Raw genomic sequence first — 14,460 nt, forward strand, 5'->3', positions numbered from 1 at the left:
CCCAGCGGAGGAATCACCCCATGCGTCGCCTAGCCCTGTTCCTGATCAGCCTGTGCCTGGCCCTGCCGGTACTGGCTGCCGATGCTGCCCGCCCCGAGCGCAAGGAAGTGTTTGGCGACGTGACGGTGCACTACAGCGCGTTCACTTCCAGCATGCTGACACCGGAAGTGGCCGCAGCCACCGGCCTGGTACGCAGCAAGAACCAGGGCGTACTCAACATCGCCGTGCTCAAGGCCAACAAGCCCGCCACGGCGGTGGTCAGCGGCACGGTCAAGGACCTGACCGGGCGCAGCAGCCCGCTCTCGTTCAAGCAGATCACCGAACAGGGTGCGGTGTACTACATCGCCCAGTTCAAGATCGACCAGCCAGAAACCGTCACCTTCGACCTGAATATCGAAACCGGCGGCATCAGCAACTCCCTCAGCTTCAATCAGGACGTTTTCCCAGGCGAATGATGAATTTCCAGCAACTCGTATTGGCCAGCCACAACGCCGGCAAACTCAAGGAACTCCAGGCCATGCTCGGCGCGTCCGTGCAACTGCGCTCGATCGGCGAGTTCAGCCAGGTCGAACCGGAAGAAACCGGCCTGTCGTTCGTCGAGAACGCCATCCTCAAGGCGCGCAACGCCGCACGCATTTCCGGCCTGCCGGCCCTGGCCGACGATTCGGGCCTGGCGGTGGACTTCCTCGGCGGCGCGCCGGGCATCTACTCGGCACGCTATGCCGATGGCAAGGGTGACGCGGCGAACAACGCCAAGCTGCTCGAAGCGCTGAAAGACGTGCCTGAAGCCGAGCGCGGTGCGCAGTTCGTCTGCGTTCTGGCACTGGTGCGCCATGCCGACGACCCGCTGCCGATTTTGTGCGAAGGCCTGTGGCACGGGCGCATCATGTTCGAGGCAAGTGGCGAACACGGCTTTGGCTACGACCCGCTGTTCTGGGTACCGGAGCGCAACTGCTCCAGCGCCGACCTGGCCCCTGTGGACAAGAACCAGCTCAGCCACCGCGCCCGCGCCATGGCCCTGCTCCGCCAACGTCTGGGCCTGGCATGATCGAAACGCTGTCCAACCCCGGCGCGACGGGCTTTACCAGCCTGCCGCCGCTGGCGCTGTACATCCACATCCCGTGGTGTGTACGCAAATGTCCTTACTGCGACTTCAACTCCCACGCTGCCGGGCCTGAGCTGCCGGAAGATGCCTATGTCGCCGCCCTGCTGACCGACCTCGACCAGGAGCTGGCCGCAGTGCAAGGCCGGCCGATCAGCTCGATCTTCTTCGGCGGCGGTACCCCCAGCCTGTTCAGTGCCGACGCCCTTGGCCGATTGCTGCGTGGCGTGGAGCAACGCATCCCGTTTGCGCCGGACATCGAAATCACCCTGGAGGCCAACCCGGGTACGTTCGAGCAGGACAAGTTCAAGGCCTACCGGCAAACCGGCATCAACCGCCTGTCCATCGGTGTGCAGAGTTTCCAGCCAGCCAAACTGCAGGCGCTGGGGCGTATCCACAACGGTGATGAAGCAGTCCGCGCCGCCGGCATGGCGCGCGCCGCCGGCTTCAACAACTTCAACATGGACCTGATGCACGGCCTTCCCGACCAGTCGCTGGACGACGCGCTGGGCGACCTGCGCCAGGCCATCGACCTGGGGCCGACGCACCTGTCGTGGTACCAGCTGACCGTGGAGCCGAACACGGTATTCTGGAACCAGCCTCCCGAGCTGCCCGAGGACGACATCCTCTGGGATATCCAGGAGGCCGGCCAGGCACTGATGGCCGAACACGGCTTCCGCCAGTACGAAGTCTCGGCTTATGCCCAGGCCGGGCGCGCCGCACAGCACAATCTCAACTACTGGCGCTTTGGCGACTTCATCGGCATTGGCGCTGGTGCCCACGGCAAGCTGACCTTCGCCGACGGGCGCATCCTGCGCACCTGGAAGACCCGCCTGCCCAAGGACTACCTGAACCTTGCCAAGCCGTTCAAGGCCGGCGAAAAGCTGCTGCCAGTCGACGAGCTGCCGTTCGAGTTCCTGATGAACGCCCTGCGCCTGACCGATGGGGTGGAAGCAGAACTGTTCACCCAACGCACCGGTTTGCCGCTGGCACAGCTGCGCGAGGCACGCCGCGCGGCCGAACAAAAAGGCCTTTTACAGGTCGAACCGGATCGACTGGTGGCCACGCCGAGGGGCCAGTTGTTCCTCAATGACCTGCTGCAGTATTTCTTGACCTAAGGATGACCCATGGATCTGGTACTTGATCTGCTCGCGACGGTTTCTCGCTGGAGCCGCAGCAACCTGTCGGAGATTTCACTGGCCTTGGTAGGCTGCCTGCTTGTGCTGTTCGGCACCGATATCAAGGGCTGGGTGGAACAGCGCCTGGGCGGCCTGGCGGGTGCCCTGCGCGTACCGTTCATGGCCTTGCTGGTGATGATCGGTAGCGGCGCGGCGCTGATCTATGCAACGCCTTGGGTGGTTAAAGGGCTGAGCCAGTTCAACAACTACGCGCTGGCGCCAGTGTTGCTGGTAGTACTGGTGCTGATCGGGGTGGTGGCGGATCGTCGCGGCTGAGCCACGGCCCTGCACTGAACCCTTGTAGGAGCGGCCTTGTGTCGCGATGGGCTGCAAAGCGGCCCCATCAATTGCTGCCTCACCGCTGACATCCTGGGGCCGCTATGCGGCCCATCGCGACACAAGGCCGCTCCTACAAGGGCCGCGTAATCTGGCGAGTACAGAGATAGGTTCCAAAAGCTGCCCCGGAGAACCAGGGCAGCCCTACCACCTGACTAACCCTTAGCGGGCATCATCGAAGTGGTCGCGCATGAAGTCCCGAACGGTCTTGAGCACAGTCAAGATCCGGATGAACGTCCAAACGCGGCTCAGCGCATCAAGCAAACGCTTCATATGCCTTGGCCTCCGTGTTGGCGGGCCAATCTTCCAGCATCTAACCGGTACTTCGATGCCTTCGAAAACTGTGTGAGAGTCTTCTGTGAAGTGGCCAGGTCAATGGCCCTTCGAAGAGGTGCACCGGCACGGTTCTCAGGCCGTGTCGAAGGGGCCGGAAAGCAGAATTCTTCTCCTACCCGGCCCATCACTGATTTCATTCACACAGGAGCAGCGCGATGATACTTGGAATGCTCACCCAAGACTGTTAACCGCTCCGACACACGTGATGCCGGATATTTCTGAGCATTGACGTTCCCCCGCCACGCTACCTATGATCAGCCAACTGTGTGAGGGTTTTCTGTGAAACCTCAGAGCGAAGGATACTCAGTCCTGTCGCTCCCAAAAAAAACCGCCTTTCGTAAGGCGGTTTTTTTTCGCCTGCATTTCTGCAGGCATCGGCATATCAAAAGGCCGTATCAGCCGGTCAATCCACCTTCTCGAACTTCAAATCCCAAACCCCATGCCCCAGCCGCTCGCCGCGGCGTTCGAACTTGGTGATCGGGCGCTCTTCCGGGCGTGGCACGTAGGTACCGTCTGCAGCACGGTTGCGATAGCCCGGCGCAGCGCTCATCACTTCCAGCATGTACTCGGCATACGGCTCCCAGTCGGTAGCCATGTGGAACACGCCACCCGGCTTGAGCTTGCGCCGTACCAGTTCGGCGAACTCCAGCTGGACGATGCGGCGCTTGTGGTGGCGCGCCTTGTGCCATGGGTCGGGGAAGAACAGCATGAGGCGGTCGAGGCTGTTGTCCGCCACGCAGCGGTTCAGCACTTCGATGGCATCGCAGTCATAGACCCGCAGGTTCTTCAGGCCTTGGGTCAAAACGCCGTTGAGCAGCGCACCGACACCCGGGCGGTGCACTTCCACACCGATGAAGTCCTGCTCAGGCGCGGCAGCAGCCATTTCCAGCAGGGAATGGCCCATGCCGAAGCCGATCTCCAGGGTACGCGGCGCCGAACGGCCGAACACCTGGTCGTAGTCCACCGGGCTGTCGGCCAGCGGCAGGATGTACAGCGGGCCGCCCTGCTCCAGGCCACGCTGCTGGCCTTCGGTCATGCGCCCGGCGCGCATCACGAAACTCTTGATGCGGCGGTGCGGGCGGGCTTCGCCGTCGGGGGTGATCGGCGTATCGTGCGATTCAGTCATCAGGGGCTCTTACTTGATCAGACCATCCAGCGGCGAAGAGGCGCTGGCGTAGAGTTTCTTCGGCATACGGCCGGCCAGGTAGGCCATGCGACCGGCAACGATGGCGTGCTTCATGGCCTCGGCCATCAGCACTGGCTGCTGGGCGTGGGCAATGGCCGAGTTCATCAGCACCGCTTCGCAGCCCATTTCCATGGCGATGGTGGCGTCGGACGCGGTACCCACGCCGGCATCGACCAGCACCGGTACCTTGGACTCTTCCAGGATGATCTGCAGGTTGTAGGGGTTGCAGATACCCAGGCCGGTACCGATCAGGCCTGCCAGCGGCATGACCGCGATGCAGCCGGCTTCGGCCAGCTGGCGGGCGATGATCGGATCGTCGCTGGTGTAGACCATCACATCGAAACCATCCTTGACCAACACTTCGGCGGCCTTGAGGGTTTCGATCACATTGGGGAACAGGGTTTTCTGGTCGGCCAGCACTTCCAGCTTGACCAGGTTGTGGCCATCCAGCAGTTCGCGGGCCAGGCGGCAGGTGCGCACGGCTTCGACCGCGTCGTAGCAGCCAGCGGTGTTCGGCAGGATGGTGTAGCGGTCCGGCGGCAGCACATCGAGCAGGTTCGGCTCGCCCGGGTTCTGGCCGATGTTGGTGCGGCGCACGGCAACGGTGACGATCTCGGCACCCGAGGCTTCGATGGCCAGGCGGGTTTCTTCCATGTCACGGTACTTGCCGGTACCGACCAGCAGGCGCGACTGGAAAGTACGCCCGGCCAGGGTGAAGGGCTTGTCGCTACGAACGTTGCTCATGGTTGTTCCTCGGGAAAAGGTTGCTGGGCTTGCAGGTGAATCGCCGGCCGGAATCAGCCGCCACCGATGGCGTGAACCACCTCGACCTGGTCGCCGTCGTTCAACAGCGTGCTGTCGTGCTGGCTACGCGGCACGATATCCAGGTTCAGTTCCACCGCGACGCGGCGCCCGGTCAGCTCCAGGCGGGCCAGCAGGGCCGCGACGCTTTCGCCAGCAGGCAATTCGTAAGGTTCACCGTTCAGTTGAATGCGCATGCGCACGGCCACCATTGTTCTTTGGGGCCCGCATTCTAGCGCTGAACCGCCCTGCAACCCAAGGGCGCCGCACGCCATTAGTCGCGATTGTGGACCACTCGGTCAACCGAGCCGCCAGGCTGCCAGGCCCAGGCACAGCCAGCCGGCGAGGAAGCACAGGCCACCAAGAGGGGTGATGATGCCCAGCTTGCCCAGGCCGCTGAGGGTCAGCAGGTACAGGCTACCGGAGAACAGCACTATCCCCACGGCAAACAGGCCACCAGCCCAGCCGACCAGGCGCCCTGGCAGGTGCACCGAGAGCACGGCGACGCCGAAAATCGCCAGGGCATGCACCAACTGGTAGGTCACACCGGTCTGGAAGATTGCCAGGTAGTCGGCCGTCAGCCGGCTTTTCAGGCCGTGGGCGGCGAAAGCGCCCAGGGCGACACCGGTGAAGCCGAAAAAGGCGGCAAGCATCAGGAAGCTGCGAAGCATGGGACGACTCCTTGGATCGGGTCTGTATAATGGCCCCTTCCACCCGTACGGCCAAGCCATCGCCATGCTGCCAACCCTTCTCCGCCGCCTCTCTCGCGCCCTGCTCTGGTTCGCTGCCGGCAGCATCGTGCTGGTGCTGGTGTTCCGCTGGGTGCCACCACCCGGTACGGCGCTGATGGTCGAGCGCAAGGTACAGTCCTGGGTGAATGGCGAGCCGATCGACCTGCAGCGCGACTGGGAGCCGTGGGAAAACATCTCCGACGACCTCAAGGTCGCAGTTATCGCTGGCGAAGACCAGAAGTTCGCCAACCACTGGGGCTTCGACATCCCGGCCATCCAGGCGGCGCTGGCCTATAACGAGCGTGGCGGCAGCATTCGCGGTGCCAGCACCCTGACCCAGCAGGTGGCCAAGAACCTGTTCCTGTGGTCCGGGCGCAGCTGGTTCCGCAAAGGGCTGGAGGCCTGGTTCACCGCGTTGATCGAGTTGTTCTGGTCGAAGGAGCGGATTCTCGAGGTCTACCTGAACAGTGCCGAATGGGGCAAAGGTGTGTTTGGCGCCCAGGCGGCAGCGCGCTACCACTTTGGCGTCGATGCCAGCCGGCTTAGCCGCCAGCAGGCGGCGCAGCTGGCAGCGGTGCTGCCGAGCCCGATCAAGTGGAGTGCCAGCCGGCCCAGTGCCTACGTGGCCAGCCGGGCCGGCTGGATTCGCCGGCAGATGAGCCAGTTGGGTGGGCCCAGCTACCTGATGCAGCTCGACTCGTCTCGAAAGCTTTGAATGCTGTGCCGGCCTCTTCGCGGGTAAACCCGCTCCCACAGGTACTGCACTGCCCCTTAGACTTGTGCAGCACCTGTGGGAGCGGGTTTACCCGCGAAGAGGCCAGAAAATCCAATACAAATAAAAAAGCCGCTCACCCGATCAGGGGCCAGCGGCTTTTCTGTGCAACCAAGGCCTGATCAAGCAGCGATCAATGCCTTGACCTTGTTCATCGCATTCTTCTCCAGCTGGCGAATACGCTCGGCCGAAACGCTGTACTTGTCCGCCAGCTCATGCAACGTGGCCTTCTCTTCCGCCAACCAGCGCTGGTAGAGAATATCGCGGCTACGCTCGTCCAGCCCTTGCAGTGCTTCGTGCAGGTTGCTGGTGGAGTTGTCGCTCCAGTCTGCATCCTCCAGCTGCACCGCCGGGTCGTAACGGTGGTCTTCCAGGTAATGTGCAGGCGACTGGAAGGCACTGTCATCGTCAGCTTCCGCTGCCGGATCGAAGGCCATGTCCTGGCCGCTGAGGCGGCTTTCCATCTCGCGCACTTCACGCGGCTCCACGCCAAGGCTTTCCGCCACGCGGTGCACTTCGTCGTTGTTCAGCCAGGCCAGACGCTTCTTCTGGCTGCGCAGGTTGAAGAACAGCTTGCGCTGGGCCTTGGTGGTGGCCACCTTGACGATGCGCCAGTTGCGCAGGATGAACTCGTGGATCTCTGCCTTGATCCAGTGCACGGCGAACGAAACCAGGCGCACGCCCATTTCCGGGTTGAAGCGCTTGACGGCTTTCATCAACCCGACGTTGCCTTCCTGGATCAGGTCGGCCTGGGCCAGCCCGTAGCCGGCATAGCTACGAGCGATATGTACGACGAAACGCAGGTGGGCCATCACCATTTGACGAGCGGCCTCGACATCCTGCTCATAATAGAGACGCTCGCCCAGATCACGCTCCTGCTCGACAGTCAGCAGCGGGATGCTGTTGACCGTGTGCACGTAGGCTTCCAGGTTTGCACCGGGTACCAGGGCATAGGCAGGTTGCAACGATGTGGTCATTCAAGAACCTCCGACTTACAGAACTCACGCCTTGTGGGCGCTGCCAACATTGACCTGGAACGACGGTACAAGTTCCATAGTGAAGAACTTGTCAATGCTGGCACGTAAAAACTATCGCGGTGCCAGCTCGTTCAGGTGGCGGGCCACTGCGATCCATGCACCGATATACCCCAACAGCACCGCTCCGATCAAGAGCGACAGACCATCGGACGCCGGCACCCCGCCCAGGGCGAAGTCGCTACCGTACAACCCGGAAAGCCCTACCACCGCCTCGTTCAGCCAGTTCAGGCCAAACGCCAGGATGCCCCATGCGATCACCCCTGCACCCAGGCCATACAGGGCACCCATGTACAGGAAAGGCCGGCGTACGTAGGCGTCCGTGCCACCGACCAGCTTGATCACTTCGATCTCGGTACGGCGGTTTTCAATGTGTAGACGAATTGTGTTACCGATTACTAACAGCAGGGCAGAAATCAGCATTACGGCCAGGCCGAAGACGAAGCGGTCACCCAGCTTGAGGATGGCCGCCAAGCGCTCGACCCATACCAGATCAAGTTGCGCCACTTCCACCCGCGGCAGCTCCGACAGGCGCTGACGCAAGGCTTCCAGGGCCGGTTTGTCGACTTCGGTAGGGGTCACCACCACCACGCCAGGCAGCGGGTTGTCAGGCAGTTCACGCAGCGCTTCGCCCAGGCCGGACTGCTGCTGGAACTCCTCCAGCGCCTGCTCGCGGCTGACATACTGCGCGTCGGCCACGCCGGGCATGCCCTTGATCTCGTCGCGCAGCGCCTCGCCTTCACGGCTGCCTGCATCGAGCTTGAGGTACAGAGAAATCTGCGCGGCGCGCTGCCACGAGCCGCCAAGCTTCTCGACGTTCTTCAGCAACAACGACAGGCCCATGGGCATGCTCAGTGCCACAGCCATTACCAGGCAGGTGAAGAAGCTGCCGATCGGCTGCTTGCCCAGCCGGCGCAGGCTGTCGGCCATACTGGCGCGGTGGCTTTCCAGCCAGGCATGCAGCAGCGTGCGGAAATCCGGGCCATCATCGTCGTCGTGCTTTTTCTTCGCCGGTTGCGGGTCGGCCGGTTTCGGCGCAACCCGCTCGGAAACTTTCGGCGTACGTGTAGTGCTCATTGCCCGGCCTCCCCATCGCCGATCAAGCGGCCGCGCTGCAAGGTCAGCATGCGGTGGCGCATGCGCGCAATCAGTGCCAGGTCGTGGCTGGCGATCAATACCGTGGTACCCAGGCGGTTGATATCCTCGAATACCCCCATGATCTCTGCGGCCAGGCGCGGGTCGAGGTTACCGGTGGGTTCGTCGGCCAGCAGCAGGGCTGGCTGGTGGACGATGGCGCGGGCGATACCCACCCGCTGTTGCTGCCCGGTGGACAGGTCGGCCGGGAACAGCTCGCCCTTGTCGGCCAGCGACACTCGCTCCAGCGCCGAGTCCACGCGCTTGGCGACCTCGGCCTTGGACAGGCCGAGAATCTGCAGTGGCAAGGCAATGTTGTTGAACACCGTGCGGTCGAACAACAACTGGTGGTTCTGGAACACCACGCCGATCTGCCGGCGCAGGAACGGGATCTGCGAGTTGCTGATCTGGCCCAGGTCCTGCCCGGCCAGCATCAACTTGCCGCTGGTCGGGCGCTCCATGGCCAGCAGCAGGCGCAGCAAGGTGCTCTTGCCCGCGCCCGAGTGGCCGGTGACGAACAGGAATTCGCCCCGGCGCGCCCGGAAACTCAGCTCATGCAAACCCACATGACCATTGGGATAGCGCTTGGCAACCTGTTCGAATCGGATCATGTTCAGTCTCGCTCGGCGAACAGAGCCTTGACGAACGGCTCGGCTTCGAAAGTACGCAGGTCGTCGATGCCTTCACCGACACCGATGAAGCGGATCGGCAGCTTGAACTGCTTGGCCAGGGCGAAGATCACCCCGCCCTTGGCAGTGCCATCCAGCTTGGTCAGGGCCAGGCCGGTCAGTTCGACGCTCTGGTTGAAGTACTTGGCCTGGCTGATGGCGTTCTGGCCGGTGCCGGCGTCCAGCACCAGCAGCACCTCGTGCGGCGCTTCGGCATCGAGCTTGCCGATGACCCGGCGGACCTTCTTCAGCTCTTCCATCAGGTTGTCTTTGGTGTGCAGGCGGCCAGCGGTGTCGGCGATCAGCACATCGACGCCGCGGGCCTTGGCGGCCTGTACGGCATCGAAGATCACCGAAGCGGAGTCGGCGCCGGTGTGCTGGGCGATCACCGGGATCTGGTTACGCTCGCCCCACACCTGCAGCTGTTCGACCGCAGCGGCACGGAAGGTGTCGCCAGCAGCCAGCATCACTTTCTTGCCTTCGAGCTGCAGCTTCTTGGCCAGTTTGCCGATGGTAGTGGTCTTGCCGGCGCCGTTCACACCGACCACCAGGATCACGTAGGGCTTGTTCTGCGCCTGTACCACAAGCGGCTGCTCGACCGGGCGCAGCAGCGCAGCCAGTTCTTCCTGCAGCGACTTGTACAGGGCATCGGCGTCGGCCAGCTGCTTGCGGGCAACCTTCTGGGTCAGGTTCTGAACGATGGTGGAAGTGGCTTCCACACCAACGTCGGCAGTCAGCAGGCGGGTTTCGATTTCGTCGAGCAGGTCGTCATCGATGACCTTCTTGCCCAGGAACAGGCTGGCCATGCCCTCGCCGATGCTGGCGCTGGTCTTCGACAGGCCCTGCTTGAGGCGGGCGAAGAAGCCGGGTTTGGCTTGCTCGGCCGGCGCGGCGATCGGGGCTTCAGCCTCGGGGGCAGCTGGCGCTGGTGCTGGTCGCTCCGGGATCGCGGGTGGCGCTTTCGGCTCCAGATCCGGCACCAGGGCCACGGGCTCCTCGGCAACCGGCAGCACCAGGCTGCTGACCGGCAGGGCCGGCTCGACGACCGGGGCCGCCTCGACAGGGGCTGGTTCGACCGGGGCTGCCTGCAAAGGCATGGACGCGACCGGCTGCGATGCAGGTGCTACCAGCGGCTGAGACGCAACCGGCTCGGGTTCAGGGGCCTGCAACGGTTGGGAAGCAACCGGCTCGGGAACAGGGGCCTCGACCAACGGGGACTGCACCGGTGCGGCGACCTGCTGCGGTTCGGTCAGCTCTGGGGCCGCAGGGGCCTGTGGCGCTTCGGCGGTAGTCTCCTCGACCGGAGCGGCTACAGGTTGCTCGACGGCAGGGGCTTCCTTCGCGGGCTCGCCCGCTCCCACAGGTTGCTGCGGCTTCTTGCGAAACCAGCTGAACAGGCCTTTCTTTTCGCCAGCCTCGGCCGGCGCTTTTTTGTCGTCGTTGGAACCAAACATGGAAGACGGCTATCTCAGGGTAGCGATGGGCCAGCTATGGCGCATCGGGAATTCTCTCTACGCAGAACAGACTATCTTGAAGCCGGCTGGTTCATGCGCAACGTTTTGTCTTAGTGTCCTGCAGGCCAGAACGGCGACAGGCATGGTCGCCAGGCAACCGGATCAGTATCCTAGCACCTCCTGGCCCGCCGACGCTAAACCAGCGGGCCGCCGAACAGGTTAAACACCGTATGAATGCTCTAGCCCGCCGCGCCGCTGGCCTGTTGCTCGGCACGCTCTGCCTGCCGCTCGCGGCTTTCGCCGCCGATGTGCAACCCACCCACGAATTCATCCTCGACAACGGCCTGAAAGTGGTCGTGCGCGAGGACCATCGCGCCCCGGTAGTGGTCTCGCAGATCTGGTACAAGGTCGGCTCCAGCTACGAAACCCCGGGCCAGACCGGCCTGTCCCACGCGCTGGAACACATGATGTTCAAGGGCAGCGCCAAGGTCGGCCCCGGCGAGGCCTCGCGCATCCTGCGTGACATCGGCGCCGAAGAAAACGCCTTCACCAGCGACGACTACACCGCCTATTACCAGGTGCTGGCCCGCGACCGCCTGCCGGTTGCCCTGGAGCTGGAGGCCGACCGCCTGGCCAGCCTGCGCCTGCCTGCCGACGAGTTCAGCCGCGAAATCGAGGTGATCAAGGAAGAACGCCGCCTGCGCACCGACGACCAGCCCAACGCCAAGGCATTCGAGCTGTTCCGCGCCATGGCCTACCCCGCCAGCGGCTACCACACCCCGACCATCGGCTGGATGGCCGACCTGGAGCGCATGAAGGTCGAGGAACTGCGCCACTGGTACGAATCCTGGTACGCCCCCAACAATGCCACCCTGGTGGTGGTCGGCGATGTCACCGCCGAAGAGGTCAAGGGCCTGGCGCAGAAGTACTTCGGCAGCATCCCCAAGCGTGCCGTGCCGCCGGCCAAGTTGCCCCTCGAACTGGCCGAACCAGGCCAGCGCCAGCTGACCCTGCACGTGCGCACCCAGTTACCGAGCCTGATCTACGGTTTCAACGTACCTGGCCTGTCCACCGCCAAGGACCCGCGTACGGTGCATGCCCTGCGCCTGATCTCGGCACTGCTCGACGGCGGCTACAGCGCCCGTATGCCGGCACGCCTGGAGCGTGGCCAGGAGTTGGTGGCCGGTGCCTCGTCCAGCTACAACGCCTTCACCCGCGGCGACAGCCTGTTCCTGATCTCGGCCACGCCGAACGTGCAGAAGCAGAAGACCCTCGCCGATGTCGAAAAAGGCGTCTGGCAATTGCTGGACGAACTCAAGACCACCCCACCCAGCGCCGAAGAGCTGGAGCGCGTACGCGCCCAGGTCATAGCCGGCCTGGTCTACGACCGCGACTCCATCAGCAGCCAGGCCACCACCATCGGCCAGCTGGAAACCGTCGGCCTGTCCTGGAAACTGATCGACAGTGAGCTGGACGAGCTCAAGCGCATCACCCCGCAGGACATCCAGAACGCCGCGCGCACCTACTTCACTCGCGAACGCCTGAGCGTTGCCCATGTACTGCCCGAGGAGTCCGCTCATGAGTGATCGCCGCACGCCACGCCCAACCCTGCTGGCCACGGGTATCCGCGCCCTGGCCCTGGCAACAGTACTGGCCGCTCCGGCCATGGCCGACAACGCCACCAAGGTCGACAGCAGCGCGGCCCGCCCGGCCAATACCTTGCAGTCGCTAGCCGAGCTGGATGGCAAAGCACCCAGCCGGCGCCAATTGAACATACAGCACTGGAATACCGCCGAAGGTGCCCGGGTGCTGTTCGTCGAGGCCCGCGAATTGCCGATGTTCGACCTGCGCATCACCTTCGCCGCCGGCAGCAGCCAGGACGCCGGCACCCCGGGCCTGGCGGCGCTGACCAATGCCATGCTCAACGAGGGCGTAGCCGGCAAGGACGTGACCGCCATCGCCGAAGGCTTCGAAGGCCTGGGCGCGGACTTTGGCAACGGTTCCTACCGTGACATGGCCGTGGCCTCGCTGCGCAGCCTCAGCGCCAAGGACAAGCGCGAACCGGCGCTCAAGCTGTTCACCGAGGTTGCTGGCAAGCCGACCTTCCCGGAAGACGCTCTCAAGCGCATCAAGAACCAGATGCTGGCCGGCTTCGAATACGAAAAGCAGAACCCCGGCAAAATCGCCGGCAAGGCCTTGTTCGGCAAGCTCTATGGCGACCACCCCTACGCCCACCCGAGCGACGGCACTGCCGAAAGCATCAACGGCATCACCCTGGCGCAGCTGCGCGCCTTCCATGCCAAGGCCTACACCGGCGGCAATGCGGTCATCGCCCTGGTCGGCGATCTCAGCCGCGCCGAAGCCGAAGCCATCGCCGCCCAGGTGTCCGCCGGCCTGCCCAAGGGCCCGGCACTGGCCGCACCAGCCCAACCCACTGACGCCAAGGCAGGGCTGACCCACATCGACTTCCCGTCCAAGCAGACCCACCTGATGCTGGCCGAGCTTGGCATCGACCGCCAGGACCCGGACTGGCCGGCCCTGTCACTGGGCAACCAGATTCTCGGCGGTGGTGCGTTCGGCACCCGGCTGATGAGCGAGGTACGTGAAAAGCGCGGCCTGACCTACGGCGTGTACTCGGTGTTCAGCCCGATGCAGGTGCGTGGCCCGTTCATGATCAACCTGCAGACCCGTGCCGAGCTCAGCGAAGGCACGCTCAAGCTGGTGCAGGACATTCTCACCGACTACCTCAAGGCCGGCCCCACCCAGCAGGAACTGGACGATGCCAAGCGCGAACTGGCCGGCAGCTTCCCGCTGTCCAATGCCAGCAACGCCAGTATCGTCGGCCAATTGGGCGCCATTGGCTTCTACAACCTGCCGCTGACTTGGCTGGAGGACTTCATGCAGCAATCCCAGGCCCTCACCGTCGAGCAGGTCAAGGCGGCCATGAACAAACACCTGTCAGCCGATAAACTGGTGATCGTCACCGTTGGCCCGAAAGTGCCGCAAAAAGCGCTGCCAGCACCCACTGACAAGCCCTCCGAGCAACCGCTCGGGGTACCGGAGCATTAATGCCAAGATCCACCCCACCCGCCCGCCCCCAATCGGGCCAAAGCAAGGGCCAGGGCCACCTGCGCATCATCGCCGGCGAGTGGCGCAGCCGCCGCCTGGCAGTGCCCGAAGGTGAAGGCCTGCGACCAACGCCCGACCGCGTGCGGGAAACCGTATTCAACTGGCTGGCGCCATACATCGAGGGCGCCCGCGTGCTGGACGCCTTCACCGGCAGCGGCGCCCTGGTACTCGAAGCCCTGTCCCGCGGGGCCGAAGAGGCCGTGGCGCTGGACAGCAACCCGGCGGCAATCGCCAACCTGAAGAACAACCTCGAGATCCTGCGCTGCCCGCGCGGGCAAATCCTGCAGACCGACGCCCTGCGCTATCTGCAAGGCCCGGCCAAGCAGCAGTTCGACGTGGTGTTCCTCGACCCACCGTTCCACCAGGACCTGCTGGCAGACACCTGCAACCTGCTGGAACAGAACCAGTGGCTGCGCGAGCAGGCGTGGGTCTATACCGAAAGCGAAGCTGCGCCGTCGACCTTGCAACTGCCGGGCAACTGGCGCCTGCACCGCGAGAAAAAGACCGGCCAGGTGCACTATGCACTCTGGCAGCGGGGCTAATTATCTAGTGCAGGCGGGCTCATTCATTCGCTGAAGCTGTTCTGGTTCACCCCAACC

At 63.8% G+C, this 14,460-nt stretch carries 15 protein-coding genes and 1 pseudogene; 8 read left to right on the forward strand and 8 right to left on the reverse strand.

Going from position 1 to position 14,460, the window contains the following annotated elements; translation table 11 throughout:
• Nucleotides 1-20: 20 nt before the first annotated feature.
• The 4 genes from RIN61_RS10300 to RIN61_RS10315 are packed head-to-tail and all read left to right on the forward strand — an operon-like array spanning nt 21 to nt 2,556.
• A complete protein-coding gene (locus RIN61_RS10300) occupies nt 21-455 on the forward strand; it encodes a DUF4426 domain-containing protein (RefSeq protein ID WP_025340971.1) in 435 nt (144 codons plus the stop codon).
• Nucleotides 452-1,048, forward strand: a complete 597-nt coding sequence (rdgB, locus tag RIN61_RS10305) for an RdgB/HAM1 family non-canonical purine NTP pyrophosphatase (RefSeq protein WP_046613545.1) — start codon at nt 452-454, stop codon at nt 1,046-1,048. Before RIN61_RS10300 ends, rdgB begins: the two co-directional genes overlap by 4 nt.
• Nucleotides 1,045-2,220 (forward strand): radical SAM family heme chaperone HemW, encoded by a 1,176-nt coding sequence (gene hemW, locus RIN61_RS10310; RefSeq protein ID WP_112249688.1) that lies wholly within the window; start codon nt 1,045-1,047, stop codon nt 2,218-2,220. Before rdgB ends, hemW begins: the two co-directional genes overlap by 4 nt.
• A 9-nt stretch (nt 2,221-2,229) precedes the next feature.
• Nucleotides 2,230-2,556, forward strand: a complete 327-nt coding sequence (locus RIN61_RS10315) for a DUF3392 domain-containing protein (protein WP_003257821.1) — start codon at nt 2,230-2,232, stop codon at nt 2,554-2,556.
• A 799-nt stretch (nt 2,557-3,355) separates the two neighbouring features.
• Here the strand turns inward: RIN61_RS10315 and trmB are convergent.
• The 4 genes from trmB to RIN61_RS10335 all read right to left on the reverse strand — a co-directional run bounded on the left by trmB (nt 3,356) and on the right by RIN61_RS10335 (nt 5,610).
• The gene (trmB, locus tag RIN61_RS10320; protein WP_013974624.1) at nt 3,356-4,078 is read right to left on the reverse strand and encodes a tRNA (guanosine(46)-N7)-methyltransferase TrmB; all 723 of its coding nucleotides are present in this window, start codon (nt 4,076-4,078) and stop codon (nt 3,356-3,358) included.
• Between the two features lie 9 nt (nt 4,079-4,087).
• Nucleotides 4,088-4,882: a thiazole synthase gene (locus RIN61_RS10325; RefSeq protein WP_013974625.1), complete on the reverse strand. Its 795-nt coding sequence runs from the start codon at nt 4,880-4,882 to the stop codon at nt 4,088-4,090.
• A gap of 53 nt (nt 4,883-4,935) precedes the next feature.
• Nucleotides 4,936-5,136, reverse strand: a complete 201-nt coding sequence (gene thiS / locus RIN61_RS10330; RefSeq protein ID WP_003257817.1) for a sulfur carrier protein ThiS — start codon at nt 5,134-5,136, stop codon at nt 4,936-4,938.
• A 102-nt stretch (nt 5,137-5,238) separates the two neighbouring features.
• On the reverse strand, nt 5,239-5,610 hold the full coding sequence (locus tag RIN61_RS10335) for a DUF423 domain-containing protein (protein ID WP_112249690.1): 372 nt from the start codon (nt 5,608-5,610) through the stop codon (nt 5,239-5,241).
• 64 nt (nt 5,611-5,674) lie between these two features.
• On the opposite strand from RIN61_RS10335, the gene mtgA reads away from it, so the two are divergent.
• Nucleotides 5,675-6,385, forward strand: a complete 711-nt coding sequence (gene mtgA, locus RIN61_RS10340) for a monofunctional biosynthetic peptidoglycan transglycosylase (RefSeq protein WP_112249692.1) — start codon at nt 5,675-5,677, stop codon at nt 6,383-6,385.
• Nucleotides 6,386-6,564: 179 nt separating this feature from the next.
• Here the strand turns inward: mtgA and rpoH are convergent, their stop codons facing one another.
• From rpoH to ftsY, 4 genes are all read right to left on the reverse strand, one after another.
• Nucleotides 6,565-7,419, reverse strand: coding sequence for an RNA polymerase sigma factor RpoH (gene rpoH / locus RIN61_RS10345; protein ID WP_003249083.1), 855 nt, complete (start codon nt 7,417-7,419; stop codon nt 6,565-6,567).
• A 111-nt stretch (nt 7,420-7,530) separates the two neighbouring features.
• Entirely contained in the window at nt 7,531-8,553 is a 1,023-nt protein-coding gene (gene ftsX, locus RIN61_RS10350; protein WP_013974629.1) for a permease-like cell division protein FtsX, read from the reverse strand.
• The gene (ftsE, locus tag RIN61_RS10355; RefSeq protein ID WP_013974630.1) at nt 8,550-9,221 is read right to left on the reverse strand and encodes a cell division ATP-binding protein FtsE; all 672 of its coding nucleotides are present in this window, start codon (nt 9,219-9,221) and stop codon (nt 8,550-8,552) included. The genes ftsX and ftsE overlap by 4 nt, the downstream gene beginning before the upstream one ends.
• A 2-nt stretch (nt 9,222-9,223) precedes the next feature.
• On the reverse strand, nt 9,224-10,732 hold the full coding sequence (gene ftsY / locus RIN61_RS10360) for a signal recognition particle-docking protein FtsY (RefSeq protein ID WP_112249694.1): 1,509 nt from the start codon (nt 10,730-10,732) through the stop codon (nt 9,224-9,226).
• Between the two features lie 230 nt (nt 10,733-10,962).
• On the opposite strand from ftsY, the gene RIN61_RS10365 reads away from it, so the two are divergent.
• From RIN61_RS10365 to rsmD, 3 genes and pseudogenes are all read left to right on the forward strand, one after another.
• Nucleotides 10,963-12,318 carry a M16 family metallopeptidase gene (locus RIN61_RS10365; RefSeq protein ID WP_112249696.1) on the forward strand — a complete coding sequence of 452 codons (1,356 nt, stop codon included), beginning with the start codon at nt 10,963-10,965 and terminating at the stop codon, nt 12,316-12,318.
• A 130-nt stretch (nt 12,319-12,448) separates the two neighbouring features.
• Nucleotides 12,449-13,801: pseudogene (locus RIN61_RS10370) on the forward strand (M16 family metallopeptidase); the annotation flags it as partial.
• The gene (gene rsmD, locus RIN61_RS10375) at nt 13,801-14,403 is read left to right on the forward strand and encodes a 16S rRNA (guanine(966)-N(2))-methyltransferase RsmD (RefSeq protein WP_313857034.1); all 603 of its coding nucleotides are present in this window, start codon (nt 13,801-13,803) and stop codon (nt 14,401-14,403) included. The pseudogene RIN61_RS10370 and the gene rsmD, both read left to right, overlap by 1 nt.
• Nucleotides 14,404-14,460 lie beyond the last annotated feature (57 nt).

The sequence above is a fragment of the Pseudomonas inefficax genome (genome assembly GCF_032164165.1).
Taxonomy (GTDB): domain Bacteria; phylum Pseudomonadota; class Gammaproteobacteria; order Pseudomonadales; family Pseudomonadaceae; genus Aquipseudomonas; species Aquipseudomonas inefficax.